A 14,107-nucleotide genomic window follows, 5' to 3' on the forward strand; every position below is an offset into this window, starting at 1 on the left:
TGTCTCATCCGTCTGATTTGACAAGCGCAAGTCTGACTTCATTCCCGCCACCGGGCAAGTTTCACCGGCTTCGATGATCTTATCGCAGCAACATATTTTGCAGAACCGCAATCATAACAGGTGATGACCTTGCCCGCTTTCCAGCAAAAAATCCCTGTTCGCAAACACAGATCACGCTTTCAGAACGGCGGCGTTGACGACGACATATATGGCGCAAAGAACCACGAATGCGACGATCTTTTTTATCAACGATATGCTTTGCAAAGACGGGGACAAGGAAGAAAGAATAAAACAAATACCAAAAAACTTCAGGACAAAGCCGACTGCCTCCAGGATATCCGACGACAAGTTATATTTGTCCATGGATCAAACCTCAAAAAGCCCCTCCCGTTGGGGAGGGGCTAAATCGACATTCATTATTTGCCGCCGCCGGCGCCGCCCATACCGAAGCCGACGCCGAAACCGATGCCGCCGCCAACAAGACCGTAGGTCCCTTTGTTGGCTCCTCTGCTTTCGGCGACATCATGGCCGATCGTGCGTCCGAGACCATAGCCACCGATCCCGCCGGCCGCGGCGCCGCCCCAGCTCCATCCGCCGGACACGGCATCGATTTCGTCATCGTTCAGTTCGACAATTTCCGGTGAAGTCTGCATCTTGCTCTCCTCAGTTAGCAGCGCTGCCAATGCAGGCTTCCAAACGAGGCGGATGGGCGCAATCGAAATATGTCGCACCGACACGGCAGGCCGATCAATAATTGTGACCCTGTTCACACGTCGTGATGTGCTGAACTCTATTCCTTCTAGTCTAGATCAATGCATATCCTTTTAGCCAAGCAATATTTCACAACCTACAACACTCGTGAATATTGGCCAAAACTCTCGAAGATTGACGATAGCTGACGCAACAGAACCGAACTCCAGCGTTGCGACGGCAAGATCACAACGCTGGATTTGTTTGCAGCAGCCGAAATTACTTCTTGCCGCCCCAGCGTTCCGGATAACCGGGCAGTTCCTGGCAGCCGCAGAGGCTGTAGTGCAGCGGCGGCATGCGCTCGTCGACATATTTGGCCAGCACGTCCTCGGTGATCGCCGGTTGCGGCAACACCCATTCCGGACCGGGTACCTGCTTGCCATCCAGCACGTCGAGAGCGGCGATGATGGCCGTGCGCCACTGGTAGGTCGGATAGGAGGGGCCGATCGCCGTCAGCTTTTCCGACTGCCATTTGCGCAGGAAGTCCTGCTGGTCCTCGCCGCTGATCACCGGATATGGAAGGCCTGCATCCTCGAAGGCCTCCAGCGCTGCCGTCGCGGTGTCGCCGGCATCCATCCAGACAGCGTCGATCTTCTCGCCGCGATTGATGTAGTCCTCGACGACCGACTTGGTCTTGGCCCGGTCGCTGCCGGTGAACTCGGAGCCGACCACCTTGATGCCGGCTTCGTCGAAGATGTTCTTGGCCGCCGAATAGCGGGTTTCCAGCACATCGACGCCGGGCATGATGCGCAGCGCCAGCACATTGGCGCCCTTCTTCAGCTTGCTGGCGATGAACTCGCCTGAGGTGATGCCGAAGCCATAACCGCCGACCGGATGGATGTAGGTCACCGGGCACTGCGTGTTGACCCCGCGGTCGAAGACGATGACCGGCAACTTGCCGCAGGCCGCCTCGACCGCAGGGGTGAGCGCCGCCGTCGTGTTGGGCGAGACGATCAGCGCATCGCATTTGCCGCCGTTGACGAGGGCTTCGATATCGGAGATCTGCTTGTCGTCCTTGCCCTCGGCGTCGACGACGATCAGCTCCTTGAGACGATCCTTGTGCAACTCGGCCTCGGCGTTGAGGTTGTTGAGCCCGACCACACGCCAGGGATTGAAGACGCCGGCATTGGAAAAGCAGATCGTGACCTGACCGTCCTTCTTGTATTTCGCCGTGTCGACCATGCCCTCGCCGAGATGCTGCGCCCAGGGCTGGCCTTCCGGCCCCTGCGGTTTCATCGACAGCTGCTCACGCTGCTTCTTGAACTCGGCCGGATCGTTGAAATCCTGCGCCAGTGCCTGACCGGCGAATGTGAGCGCCACGGTCGTTGCCAGAACAGTCCTGAGTTTCATTTTATCTCCTCCTCCACGAAGCCGGTTGCGCCCGGCGGTTGCTATCGAAAGTCGAATTCAGATCCGCCTGCGGCTGCGCCACATGCTGGCGCCCACCGCGGCGATCAGGATCAGGCCCTGGACGCTGTCGCGCAGTGCCTGCGGCAGTCCCAGGATGTTGAGCAGGGTGAAAAGCGCGAAAAGGCTGAGCGCCCCGAAGACCGCGCTCCAGATGGAGCCGCGCCCACCGAGCAGTTGCGCACCGCCGATGACGCAGGCGGCGATGGCCTGCAGCTCAAGCCCCTCCCCGGCATTGACCGAGACACCCGAAAAGCCGCCGAGCAGGATGCCGGCTGTGACGGCGGAGACCGCCGAGACCACGAAGGCGAGAATGCGCGTTGCGGCAACCGGCGTTCCGGCAAGCTCCGCCGCCCGCGGGTTGTCGCCGACGGCGAGCGCCCGCTTGCCATAGACGGTGCCACCCAAGCCCCACCAGGCGAACGCCACGAAGCCGGCGAGAACGATCACCGCCAGCGGCAGCGTGCCGATAACGGGAATGTCGCGCCAGACCAGCCGGCCGAGATTGCGGAAATTGTCCGGCAGGTCGCCGCGCGCCGCCCCGCCAGACCAGGCGAGCGCCAGCCCGTTGACGAGCAGCATGGTGCCGAGCGTCGTGATGATCGAGGGCACCTTGAGGAAAGCGACGACGAGACCGTTCACCAGGCCGACGGCGATGCCCATGAAGTAAAGTGTGCCGATGACCGCCCAGGTGGCTTCGGGATCGCCATTGATCAGGATGGACGCAGCCAGCACCACCAGTGTCGCCACTGCCCCCATCGAGAGATCGAAGCCGCCCGTGAGGATGACATAGAGTTGCCCGCAGGCGAGGATGAGCAGCGGCGCGGCCCGCCGCAGGAAGTTCATGAAGAGGCCCGGCTCGAGGTAGTTGGGCTGAAGAAAGGCGATGGCCGCATAGAGCGCGACGAAGATCACCAGGCCGGCATTGATCGCGATGCGCGCCGGGCGACGAAGGGAGGGAAGCGGAACGGTCGTCATGCGACGTGCCCCTTCGTGCGAACGGCATGGACGGCGACGGCGGCGATCACGATGGCGCCGCGCAGCACCTGTTTCAGGAAGGCGTCGATGCCGAGCATGTTGAAGCCGGCATCGAGGCACGCGAAGAGCAGGACGCCTGCGAGCGTGCCCGCGATGCCGCCCTTGCCGCCGGCAAGGATCGTGCCCCCGATAACCGTGACGGCGATGGATTCGAGGTCGTAGATCCCGTCACGGCCGACCCATGGGGTGCCGGACTGCAGCCGCGCGGCGAGATAGAGCCCTGACGCACCGGCAAAGAGACTAGCGACGACATGCGCGGAAAGGGTGACCCTTTCGGTGCGGATGCCGGCGAGCCTTGCCCCATCGGGATTGCCGCCGACCGCATAGATGCGTGCGCCGAACAGCGTGCGGTGGAGCACGAAGGCGGCAGCGAGAGACAAGATGGCCAGGAGCAGGAGGGAATAAGGCACCCCCAGCAGGCCGCCATAGGCGATTGCCTGGAACTCACGCGCCACGGCGCCCTGGAGGGAGCCGAACGACGCGGCAAGCACGCCCTGGACGATGAGGCCGGTGCCGAGCGTCGCGATCAGCGGATTGATGCCGCCATAGGCGACCAGCGCGCCATTGACGAGGCCAACCGCGAGGCAGAGGCCGAGGCACAGGAGGATCGCCGGCAGGATCATCGCCGGATCGCCCTGCATGATGTGCGAGGCCAGCACGGCGACGGCGCTGATGAGCGCCGCGACCGAAAGATCGATCGACCCGACGAGGATCACGAAGGTCTGGCCGATCGCCACCAGCCCCAGCGCCACCATGCGCTGAAGCAGGCCGGTGATCCCCTGCCCGCTCAATTGTGCGATCTCGCCGGTGGCAAGCGCGACCACGACGAAAAATCCGATGGAAAGTCCCGCAAGCAGGATGGAGATGGGCAGACCCGATCGGGCCGGTCCAGGCTTCGCGACGTCCGTCGTCATGCGCGGGCCTCCCGGTGCGGCTGGTCCGCAAGGCCGAGGGCGAGATGCATGATGTCCTCCTCACTCGCGTCTCTCGGCAACGCGCCGGATATACGGCCCTGATGCATGACGAGGATGCGGTCGGCGATACCGATCAGTTCGGGCATGTCGGACGAGACGACGACGATACCACGGCCGGAATCGGCGAAACCGCGCATCGTCTCGTAGATCGCCGCCTTGGCCGCGATGTCGATGCCGCGCGTCGGCTCGACGAAGACGAGGATGTCGGATGCCTGCGCCAGCCAGCGCACGATGATCGCCTTCTGCTGGTTCCCGCCCGAGAGCGTGCCGACTTCCTGGCCGAAATCCGCGGCGCGCACATCCATCTCGCGGAGCTTCCCGTCGATGACGTCTGACGCGAAGGCACCGCGTTGCGGGCGTGCGAAAAGACCGGCCATGGAGCGCAACGTCAGCAGCGCGTTGTCGCGCACGGACTGACGCAGCGCGAGCCCTTCGCGCTTGCGGTCGCCCGGCAGGTAACCGATCCCGGCGGCCGTGGCCTGCCGGGGCGCGCGCAAGGTGACAGGCTCGCCACGCAGCGTGACCGTGCCGCTGGAAAATGGCGCATCACCGACGAGTGCCTGCGCCAGCGCCGCCTTGCCCGAATCCTCGAGACCGGCCACGCCGACGATCTCGCCGGCACGGACGTCGAAGGCGACATCGCGCAGCGCGGCGTTCGCCCCGCCCTCGACGGACAGGAGAAGCTGACCCGACGCAGAAGCGGGCCGGGCGGGATAGAAATCCTTGAGGTCGCGGCCGACCATCGCTCGTACGATCTCACCGACCGGGGCGGCGTCGCGCGGCCGCGTCCAGACCTTCCTGCCGTCCTTGAGAATGGTGATGCGGTCTGCGATCGCCATGACTTCCGGCATGCGATGGGAGATGTAGACGATCGAAACACCGTCGCGCCGAAGGGTCTCCACCAGTGCGAGAAGCGTGCGGCTGTCCCGCTCGTCCAGCGCCGCCGTCGGCTCGTCCATGACGAGGATGCGCGCATCAAGGAGGAGCGCCTTGGCGATCTCGACAAGCTGCTGCATGGCGATGGAGAGCGAGGAGACGAGCGCCTGCGGGTCGATCCTGGCGCCGACGCGGCCGAGTAGCCGGGCCGCCTTGTCCCGCATCGCCGCCTTGTCCAGAAGGCCATGCCGGGCGATCTCGCGGCCCATGAAGATGTTCTCCGCAACGCTCCGGTGCGGCAGCAGGCTCAGTTCCTGATGGATGATCGAGATCCCGGCTTCCGCCGCCTGCCGAGGATGGCTGAAATGCACGGCGTTTCCAGCAAGCCGGATGGTACCGGCATCCGGCCGGTAGCTGCCGCCGAGGATCTTCATCAATGTCGACTTGCCGGCGCCATTCTCGCCGCAGATCGCATGGACCTCGCCGGGCAGGCAGTCGAAGTCGACATTGTCCAGCGCACGCACGCCCGGAAAGGCCTTGCTGATGCCGGACATGCTGAGGGCAGCCATCATGCCAGCCGCTCTCCGGCAGCCGCCCATTCGCGGCGGATGAAGGCGACGCTCTCGGCAAAGAGGCCGTCGAGATCGTCGAACAGGTCGCGCCAGACGCGGGTCGCGCCCGCAAGTTCCGGCAAGGCGCGGCCGAAGGATTCCACGGTCAGCCAGCCGTCATAGCCGCAGCGGCGCAGCGCGTCGAAATGCGCGGCAAAAGGCACGTGACCGGAACCAGGTACGCCGCGGTCGTTTTCCGAGACATGGAAGTGGTTGATCTCGCCGTGATAGCGCTCGTAGGTGGCCGGCGGATCCTTTTCCTCGATGTTGGCGTGGAACGTGTCGAACATATAGCCGTAGTTGGGGTGGTCGACGGCGCGGAAAATGGCCGATGCCTGGGCGATGGTCGACATCATGTAGCATTCGAAGCGGTTGACGGCTTCCGCCGAAATGCGGATGCCGGCAGGTGCGGCATACTCCGCCATAGCACGCATCGCCTCGACGCAGCGGTCGAACTCGACGCCGGTCGGCCCGAAGCCGGTGAAGACGCCTACGGGCGAATGGATCGGGCCGGCGATGATCTCGCCGCCCATGGCCGCCGTGCAGTCGACGATCCAGCGATGATGATCGCGCGCCCTGGCGCGGATTTCCGCATCTGGGCTGACGGGATTGGCGTCGGGTGTCGCGACGGCGGCGGCGCCTGCCGTGAGGCCGATATCGGCGAGGAGCCGCCCGAGCGCCGCGTAGTGCTCCGCCTTGCCGGAGAAGACCGGGACCTCCACTGCGTCATAGCCGAGCGCCTTCAGCCTTTCGAGCTGGCGCGCGTGCTGCATGCCGATGTCGGCGCCGATGACGAGCAAATTGAATGCGACTTTCAAGAACGTCCTCCCCGCGTCGCGCGGCCTCCCCCGTCAGGCCTTCGCGACGCACGGCACAATGGCAGGCTTGACTCGACAATTCTTGCGGACAACAACAGTGGTAGATTTCTTAAGTCATTTTGTGTTGGGAGGCGCGAAGTGAACAGACACGCAGTGATTTCACCGGGCGATTGCCGGCCCTCGGTGTTCCGGCAGCCCGACTCGGTGATGTATGCGGACAACTGCAAGGAACTGCAGGCCGCGGCCAGGCGTGGCGAGGTCGAACTGCACGCCTGGACGCGCGGCAGCTATCCCGGCATTTCACTCGGCGAGCGCCTGCCGGGCATCCGCACCGTCGGCTTCTGGGATGCGCGCCACAGCCAGCCCTGGGGGCTCGGCCGCCACTGCAACGAAGGCTTCAAGATCGCCTATCTCGCGCGAGGCAGCCTCGATCTCGTGGTCGACGACAAGACCTATGCGCTCAAGCAGGGCCAGTTCATCGTCATCCGCCCCTGGCAGCTTCATTCGATCGGCAACCCCAATGTCGGCCCGAGCCGGCTGCTGTGGATCATCCTCGACGCGGGTCTGCGACGGCCGAGCGAGACGCCCGACTGGCCGGACTGGCTCGTCTTCTCCAAGGCCGAGGCGGCGCGGCTCGGCGATATCCTGACGCAGAACAACCAGCCGGTCTGGGACGGTGGCACAGAACTTTGCCGCGCCTTCGAGGCCATCCCCTCCATCCTGCTCGATCGCAGCCCGGAAGATGGCGAGACGCGGCTGAAGGTGGCTATCAACGCCATGATGCTCAACCTGATCGACCGGATGGGCGAGCAGGTGCCGACCCTCGATCCGGACCTGTCCACGTCGCAGCATACGGTCGCGATCTTCCTGCGACGCCTTGCCTATGCGCTGGACGAAGACTGGTCGCTCGAAGGCATGGCCGAAGAATGCGGGCTCTCGCGCACCCGCTTTTCCGATTACTGCAAGAAGCTGACCAACATGGCGCCTCGCCAATATCTGCAGCATCTGAGGCTTGAGAAAGCATCCAGCATGCTGCGCGAGCCGGAACGAAACAGCGTGACCGAGATCGCGCTGACCTGCGGCTTCAATTCCAGCCAGTATTTCTCGAACGCCTTCAGGAAGCGCTACGGCGCCTCGCCAAGCAGCTCTCGATAAAGATCGCCTCGGATAAAACGGGTGAGTGGAATGACTTCGGCCTTCGCCGACTTTTATGATGCCGAACTCGCCCGGCACAACCGGCATCTCCGGGTCGCTGCCAATGTCGGGATCAATGACCGGGTGCTCGATATCGGTTGCGGTGCAGGACTGACAAGCCGCGAGGCCGCCCGCGCCGCGGTGGAAGGCGAAGTGCTCGGCGTGGATACGTCGGCGGAGCTGCTGGAAATCGCCCAACGGCGTTGCGCCGAAGACGGGCTGCGCAACGTGACGTTCGCGCTGGCGGACGCACAGTCACACCCATACCCGGCTGCCAGCTTCGATCTGTGCATCAGCCGCTTCGGCGTGATGTTCTTTGCCGATCCGGCGGCGGCATTCGCCAATATCGCGCGGGCGATGAAGCCCGGCGCGCGTCTTGTGTGGATGGTGTGGCAGAGCCAGGAGCGCAACGAGTGGTCGGGGGCCATCCGGCAAGCGCTCGCGCCGGGGAGCATGCCGTCCGGCGACGTCCCCATGGCATTTTCGCTTGGCGATCCTGCCGTCGCGACGGATCTTCTGGGTGCGGCCGGTTTCACATCAGTCGACTTAGCCGGCGTGCATGAGCCGGTCTTCTACGGACGGGATGTCGATGCGGCGTTCGAGGCCATCAACGGCTTCCAGATGGTGAAGGACGCGCTTGCCCGCGCGGCCGAGCCAGCCGCCACGGTATCGCGGCGGCTGCGCGATCTGCTCGAGGCGCGTTTGACGCCCGAGGGCGTGTTCTTCGACTCGCGGGCGTGGATCATCACCGCTCGCCGTGGATAGCTGCCGGAGCCCTCGATTGCGCAGGCCGGACGGTTCCGACACTGTGTGGCCGAAACTCCATGAATTGGCCATGCGCAGATATTTCGCAGATACCTTCGCGCAGATCGTGTTTTCCACGATCGTCGGCGCATTCGTTGAAATTTTCGTGGCGAGGCTGTCGCTCGGGCAGAGCGCCAGCGTGCGCCTGGCCGCAATCCCCGTCATACTGTTCGTCGGCCGCCCCTACGGCCTCTACCGCGATTGGCTTTTCAGGCTGACAGCCGGCAATTCGAGCCAGTTGAAGGCCACCGCCGTCGACACCTTTGCCAACGTCACTTTCCAGATTCCGATCTACTGCGCGCTTCTTGCCATCAACGGCGCGACGGTTTCGCAGATCGTTTCAGCCGCGAGCAGCATCCTTGTAATCTCCGCGCTCTCCGGCCGGCCGTACGGTCTCTTTCTGGTGTGGTGTCGGAAGCTGTTTCGGGTCAAGGCCATGACCCAAGGAGAAAGCCGTCCCGTCGAACCGGACAGGCTTCAGTAGCAGGTTGTCCTGACCTGGCTGACAGGGCCACCGACCCACGTGCTCGAGGGAACGGAGCTGCACGTCACCGGGCGGTTGGCTGCCTGTTGGGCAGCGGCAGCTTGCATGCCTTGGCCCACGCCGGCCATCGCCATGCCTATTGCCTGCCTCGTCTCATTCGCCTGTTGGCGCTTTGCGTGATCCGAGAGCGCTTCCTGGTTTATGCATGCCTGCATCTCGGCGTCACGTTTGACACCCTGCTTCCTGCATCGCTCCATGAGGGAGGTGCCGTATTGCTTGAGTTCGGAATAGTTCATTTCCGCGGGTGATTTGGATTGGCAACCCGCCAAGGTCGTCAATGCCAGCACCGTCAACGCCGCCCAATTCTTCATCTGCCCCTCCAACCCTGCCGACACATGAAAAGGATCATTTTCCTACGTCGTCAAGACTCCGGTTGACATTTTTGTTCTTATTTTGTTCACTGTTCCCATCGAAGCCGCAGGAGGCTGGAATGTGGGTTCTCAAGATCAGGATGGATGACGCGACCGGGGAAGAACTCCAAAGCGCGTTGAGAGCAGCAGAAGCCGTCTTCATCCGCAAAAAGATACATCCGCTGAAGGGGATGGAAGGACGTTGCCAGCTTGAAGGCTGGGATGACCGTGGCTGCGTTGAAGATGATCCGGACTATACGGACGAAGACGCCAGGAACGCCTTGGCCTGGATCGACGCGGAAGAAGCCGCGATCCTCGTGCTGAGCAAGAACCGATCCTTCTTCGAAGTCTCGCCTGTCTTCGAGATGACGGTTGTCGAGATCAAGGAAGGCTCGCCTGCCAACACCCTGCCCGTTGCGGCCAACTGCGAAGTCGATTTACGCACCCGCAAGGCCGCTTAGAGCAGTCTCAGCAAAAGTTCGCAGCGGTTTTCCATCCGGAACTGCGTCAAAACAAAGAGACAGAGCGGGTCGCCGTTCCATGAAATGGTGAACCGCTCTGGAAACGATTGGAACACGACCATGACCGAAGCGGCGAAAATACCGAACGATGATGCACGTCTCGAGATCGACAACGCGGCCGATGAACTCATAGCGGCTTCGGACGGCGATGCCCGCGCTGCGGTCGTAGCCCTGCTCATCGTAAACAAATTGCAGGAACATGAGCTGCACCTGACGCGCCTGGCTGTCTCATCCGGCTATTCGTACCAGCGGCATCTGGCGCGGGTCGCGGAAGATGCCCTCCAGGCATAGGGCGCATGCCGCGCGTCTGATGCGAGGCCTGGCCCTCAGCCGCGGCCAGAAAGCATGCTGACATTGCGACCGACCAATTGACCGCAATAGATCACCAGGGCGCACCCGATCGGCGAGACGATCTCGTTGACCAGGCTGGCTGCAACCTGGGCACTGCTCGGGCTCTGCCCGCCGAGGCTCGCCGCATGATAACCCAGCACCGCGATCGCTCCTCCGAAGACGATACCCACGGTGGAGCCGGTGCCGAGATAGGCGGAAGCGCTCTTCACTTCCTTCTGCACCAGTGAAGCCAACACCCAGCCCAGGATGCCGTACTCCACCGCCCTCATCGCGCTGATGGTGACCAGCGACAGCGCAGCCGGCTGATCGACAACTCCGATGGCGCTGGCCATCACCTTCTGGGCCGATTTCGCGACCGCCAGGGCGATCGGCGCAAACAGCGCAGCGACCAACCCGGCCAGCGCCGCCCGGATTTTCATGATCGAGGTCCCGATCCCGACGCCGGCGCAGACAAGCAGGGACCATGTGACCCCTTGCGTCAGGTCGACGAAAAGCTTCGTTCCCGGAAAGGGACCGCCAGCGAGCAGCTTGGCGCCAAGGATCAGGCCCTGCATGGCAAATCCCAGCAGCACCGCCAGCAATGCGATGGTGGCGACGCGCCGAACGACGAGGCTTGCCTGTTCTGTTTCCAGTTGCGGGGAGAGGGAGCTCTGTTCCGCCATCGCCTAGAACCTGACCGCGAAGTTGGCCTTCGCGCTATGATCGCTCAGGGCCGATCCGAACTGACCGTTGTATGATACGCTCAAAGTAGCGGACGACGATAGGGCGAAGTCGAGCCCGGCCTCGACGGCGGCAGCGTCCCTGGCAATCGGAACTCCCGCGATTGCGAAGGCATCGCTTCCCGCAAAGGCGAAGGTGGATGCCGGCGCGTCATCACCAAATGCATGGCGCCAACCGAGCATGCCCCGGGCCGTGGCCTCTATCCCGCCGAGCCCGAACACGGTCGAAGCCCGCAGGCCAAGAGTGGTGAAGGTGACACCGGCATCGGAGCTGGAGCTCGTCAGGGCGGCTGCCCCGCCCTTTTCATCGAAGCCGTCGGCATGGACATTCACATAAGCGACACCGGCAAAAGGTTCGAAGGCGATAGGCCCGCGATCGATCTGGTAACCGAGCTCGCCGAAGGCCTGGACCGTCGCCGCGTCATAGTCGGCGGAGAGTTGATCGGCAAAACCCGGAAAGGCGACAGAGCGGCTGGTTTCGATCGAGTGCCAGCTATAGACAGTTCCCGCTCTCAGGCCGAGCGCCCCCCATTGTCTGCCGCCATAGAGCCCAAGGCTGTAGCTGTTGGCAGAGGCCGACGAGGCGCGGGCGTCGACATCGAAGGTGGAACGGCTGTAACCGGCAAGCATGCCGAGGCGCCAGTTCTCGAACGCGGCCGCATCGGCACCGATCAGCACGCCGCCCATATTGCGATCCAGCGCAGCCGCATTCCCGTCGCCGTCAATCTGTCCCCATGCGCCGAAGGCATGGATCCAGGCGGCCGGCTCATCCGTGCCGGCAGCCGCCAGCGTGCCCTTTCCTTCGCCAATGCCATGCCGCGACAGGAGGGGGCCATCCCTGAACGAGGCGCGGATCCGGGCGGTGGCCGCGTCGCGGACGAAGCGGCTGTCTTCGAGAAGGGCGCCACCGACCGAGGCATGGATCTCGCCGGAAAGCTGATCGAACGCGTCGCGTGCGGTGCCTTCGTCCAGCATGACCACGTGGTCATAGAGCTGGCTGCCCGCTCCCAGACTTTCCACACCGTCGCCCGTCGCACACTGGTTCGGGGTCACCCCGATCCCGCAAAAGGACGTGTCGTTGCGCACAAGGGTGAGGAAGACGCTGTCCGGATCGTAAGTCAGCAGCGGGTCGAGAAAGGCGAAATCCGAAGCCACGCCGGCGAAGGTCCCGGAAACTCCACCATCGGCGGCGAGGATTTCATAAGTGGCGAAAGGCTTGTAGGTGCCACCAAGGCCCACATGCCTGACCGTTCCGCCGTTGAGGCTCGCCTTGCCGGTGGCGTGGATCAAGTCCGCGCCCGTTCCTGCCGGATCGACTTCCACCTCGTAGATGCTCCCCGCGCCGAAGGTCACGCCGCCCGCAACATTCAACGTGCCGATGGAATTGCCGGGGGCGACGGTGCCGCCGCTGGCGATCGTGGTGGAACCGACCGTACCTGAACCCATGAGCCTGGCAGCGGCGAGCACGTGGAGCGTACCGCCCAGCCTGCCGTTTACGACAAGGGTAGCGCCGCCGTCGATGATCGCCTGACCCGTGAACCCGCTCGAGTCGGCGCTGAGGGTCGTACTGCCCGACAACACCGCGATCGTGCCCGCACCTTCGATCGCCGGTGCGAAGAGGTAGTCCGTAGCCGTGTGGTTGAAAACGAGAGCGCCATTGCCCTGGCCAAAGGCGACCTTTGAGGTTTCAAACTTGCCGGGAGACAGCGGTGCCTGCCCTAAGGCTGCGCCGATATTCACGATGCCGAAAGAGCCGGCGGCCGTCCCGACGAAGGTCGTGCCGGTCACTTTTACGAGGGCATCCTCGGCTATGCTCAACTCGCCCTCGCCTTCGCCGGCGACATGGAGATCGCCTGAATTTTCCCAGGTGGAGCCCGCGCCGGTGACGCTGACGCTCCCAACACTCGCGCTGAAACGCCCGATCTCGGCGCCGACGCTGGTCAGCCGCCCACCGTCCTCGACATAAAGCTCCGCCGAACCGCTATTGGCGACGACCAGCTTACCGCTGTTCAACCAGGCCGAACCGTTGCCGGATATGAGCGTACCACCGAACGAAGCCTGCGTGTTCGCCAGCATCCCTTCACTGCTCTGCACCACGCCGCCGGCAATCGCCACGAGACCGCCTTCGCCGTCGCCACCCACATGGATGCCGTTTGCGATCGAGAAGGCCGAGCCCGCGTCGGTGACGACGACCAGACCGGACGAGCCTGCATCGAAGCCGACGACGCTGCTGGTGGCTTCCACGATGCCGCCACCGTGAACGACGACATCCGCCTCGCCCCTGACACCGACGAGGAAATTGCCGGTCGTGGTCCACTTCGCCCCCGGGCCGCCGACGAACGCGTCGACAGTGCTGCTGGCCTCGTCGGCGAGGAAGCTATGTTCGCTGCTTATCTGGCCACCGTCCTGAACGTTGACCACGGCCTCTCCCGACTTGCCGACGGTGAGGATGCCCAGACTTTCCCAGAGCGAGCCGTTGCCGGTCACGTTGACGGTGCCCAATGAGCCGGCAAAATAGCCGATATCGGCACCGGACGAGACGACCTTGCCACCCGTGTCGATGTTGACCGTGCCGAAGCCGGAGTTGCCGATCACGAAGCCTCCCGTGACGGTCAACAGCGCGTCGGCTCCGGTAATGGTCGCGAGGCCGGAGGCATTGGCCCCGAGGCCGACATAAGCATCATTGGCGGAGACGGCGCCGCCATTGACGACGGACAGGGAGCCTTCTCCGAAATTGCCGACGATCAGGTAGACAGAATTCGTCCAGGACGCGCCATTGCCGATGACGGTAAGCCCCCCGAGCGAATTCGCGTTGTGGCCGATGATGCCGCGCTCGTCGGCGAGGCTGCCGCCGTTCTGGATGGTCAGAACACCGTGCGCCGACAGCCCCACGAAGGTGTTGAGCGCCTGAGCCGGACCGCCCCCGATGAACGGAAGGTAGTTTGCCACCGTGTCGATCTCGGCATTGGTTGCATTGTTCGGCACGCCGGCGCTCCAGTTGCCGGGATCGAACCAGTCCGGCGAGCTCGCTCCGGTCCAGGCCGTCTGCGCAAGAACAGGCATGCCCGAAAGCGCTGTCACGGCAAGCGCGCTCGTTGCCAGCAAGGCCGTCTTGCGAGCTGCATTCAACAGCAGGCTCGCCCGGTCCCG

14 protein-coding genes are annotated in these 14,107 nt (G+C 63.7%); 5 read left to right on the forward strand and 9 right to left on the reverse strand.

All coding sequences use genetic code 11. From position 1 onward, the window contains the following. Window positions 1-416 precede the first annotated feature (416 nt). The 6 genes from AO692_RS03330 to AO692_RS03355 all read right to left on the reverse strand — a co-directional run bounded on the left by AO692_RS03330 (window position 417) and on the right by AO692_RS03355 (window position 6,474). Complete coding sequence (locus tag AO692_RS03330) at window positions 417-653, reverse strand: hypothetical protein (protein ID WP_054308621.1); 237 nt, start codon at window positions 651-653, stop codon at window positions 417-419. 316 nt (window positions 654-969) lie between these two features. Beyond that, window positions 970-2,100 carry an ABC transporter substrate-binding protein gene (locus tag AO692_RS03335; RefSeq protein ID WP_054308622.1) on the reverse strand — a complete coding sequence of 377 codons (1,131 nt, stop codon included), beginning with the start codon at window positions 2,098-2,100 and terminating at the stop codon, window positions 970-972. A 57-nt stretch (window positions 2,101-2,157) separates the two neighbouring features. Then, window positions 2,158-3,135 (reverse strand): ABC transporter permease, encoded by a 978-nt coding sequence (locus tag AO692_RS03340; RefSeq protein ID WP_054308623.1) that lies wholly within the window; start codon window positions 3,133-3,135, stop codon window positions 2,158-2,160. Next, window positions 3,132-4,109, reverse strand: a complete 978-nt coding sequence (locus tag AO692_RS03345) for an ABC transporter permease (protein ID WP_054308624.1) — start codon at window positions 4,107-4,109, stop codon at window positions 3,132-3,134. Before AO692_RS03345 ends, AO692_RS03340 begins: the two co-directional genes overlap by 4 nt. Then, the gene (locus tag AO692_RS03350) at window positions 4,106-5,617 is read right to left on the reverse strand and encodes a sugar ABC transporter ATP-binding protein (RefSeq protein WP_054308625.1); all 1,512 of its coding nucleotides are present in this window, start codon (window positions 5,615-5,617) and stop codon (window positions 4,106-4,108) included. The genes AO692_RS03345 and AO692_RS03350 overlap by 4 nt, the downstream gene beginning before the upstream one ends. Beyond that, window positions 5,614-6,474, reverse strand: coding sequence for a sugar phosphate isomerase/epimerase family protein (locus AO692_RS03355; RefSeq protein WP_054308626.1), 861 nt, complete (start codon window positions 6,472-6,474; stop codon window positions 5,614-5,616). Before AO692_RS03355 ends, AO692_RS03350 begins: the two co-directional genes overlap by 4 nt. Window positions 6,475-6,612: 138 nt before the next feature. Between AO692_RS03355 and AO692_RS03360 the strand changes: the two genes are divergently transcribed. From AO692_RS03360 to alaE, 3 genes are all read left to right on the forward strand, one after another. Beyond that, complete coding sequence (locus tag AO692_RS03360) at window positions 6,613-7,629, forward strand: AraC family transcriptional regulator (RefSeq protein WP_152979699.1); 1,017 nt, start codon at window positions 6,613-6,615, stop codon at window positions 7,627-7,629. A gap of 30 nt (window positions 7,630-7,659) precedes the next feature. Then, a complete protein-coding gene (locus tag AO692_RS03365; protein ID WP_054308628.1) occupies window positions 7,660-8,433 on the forward strand; it encodes a class I SAM-dependent methyltransferase in 774 nt (257 codons plus the stop codon). 70 nt (window positions 8,434-8,503) lie between these two features. Then, window positions 8,504-8,956 carry an L-alanine exporter AlaE gene (gene alaE, locus AO692_RS03370; RefSeq protein WP_152979700.1) on the forward strand — a complete coding sequence of 151 codons (453 nt, stop codon included), beginning with the start codon at window positions 8,504-8,506 and terminating at the stop codon, window positions 8,954-8,956. Here alaE and AO692_RS03375 read toward each other — a convergent pair. Then, complete coding sequence (locus AO692_RS03375; protein ID WP_152979701.1) at window positions 8,950-9,327, reverse strand: hypothetical protein; 378 nt, start codon at window positions 9,325-9,327, stop codon at window positions 8,950-8,952. The genes alaE and AO692_RS03375 overlap by 7 nt on opposite strands. Before the next feature lie 140 nt (window positions 9,328-9,467). Between AO692_RS03375 and AO692_RS03380 the strand changes: the two genes are divergently transcribed. Together AO692_RS03380 and AO692_RS03385 are read left to right on the forward strand one after the other, a co-directional pair. After that, on the forward strand, window positions 9,468-9,827 hold the full coding sequence (locus AO692_RS03380) for a hypothetical protein (RefSeq protein ID WP_152979702.1): 360 nt from the start codon (window positions 9,468-9,470) through the stop codon (window positions 9,825-9,827). A gap of 120 nt (window positions 9,828-9,947) precedes the next feature. Beyond that, complete coding sequence (locus tag AO692_RS03385) at window positions 9,948-10,178, forward strand: hypothetical protein (RefSeq protein ID WP_054308632.1); 231 nt, start codon at window positions 9,948-9,950, stop codon at window positions 10,176-10,178. Window positions 10,179-10,213: 35 nt separating this feature from the next. Here AO692_RS03385 and AO692_RS03390 read toward each other — a convergent pair whose 3' ends face one another. Both AO692_RS03390 and AO692_RS03395 read right to left on the reverse strand, forming a co-directional pair. Beyond that, window positions 10,214-10,900, reverse strand: coding sequence for a hypothetical protein (locus AO692_RS03390; RefSeq protein ID WP_054308633.1), 687 nt, complete (start codon window positions 10,898-10,900; stop codon window positions 10,214-10,216). Window positions 10,901-10,903: 3 nt separating this feature from the next. Next, entirely contained in the window at window positions 10,904-14,086 is a 3,183-nt protein-coding gene (locus AO692_RS03395) for an autotransporter domain-containing protein (protein ID WP_054308634.1), read from the reverse strand. Between the last annotated feature and the right edge of the window lie 21 nt (window positions 14,087-14,107).

The organism is Mesorhizobium sp. 1M-11 (assembly GCF_001303895.1).
Classification (GTDB): domain Bacteria; phylum Pseudomonadota; class Alphaproteobacteria; order Rhizobiales; family Rhizobiaceae; genus Mesorhizobium.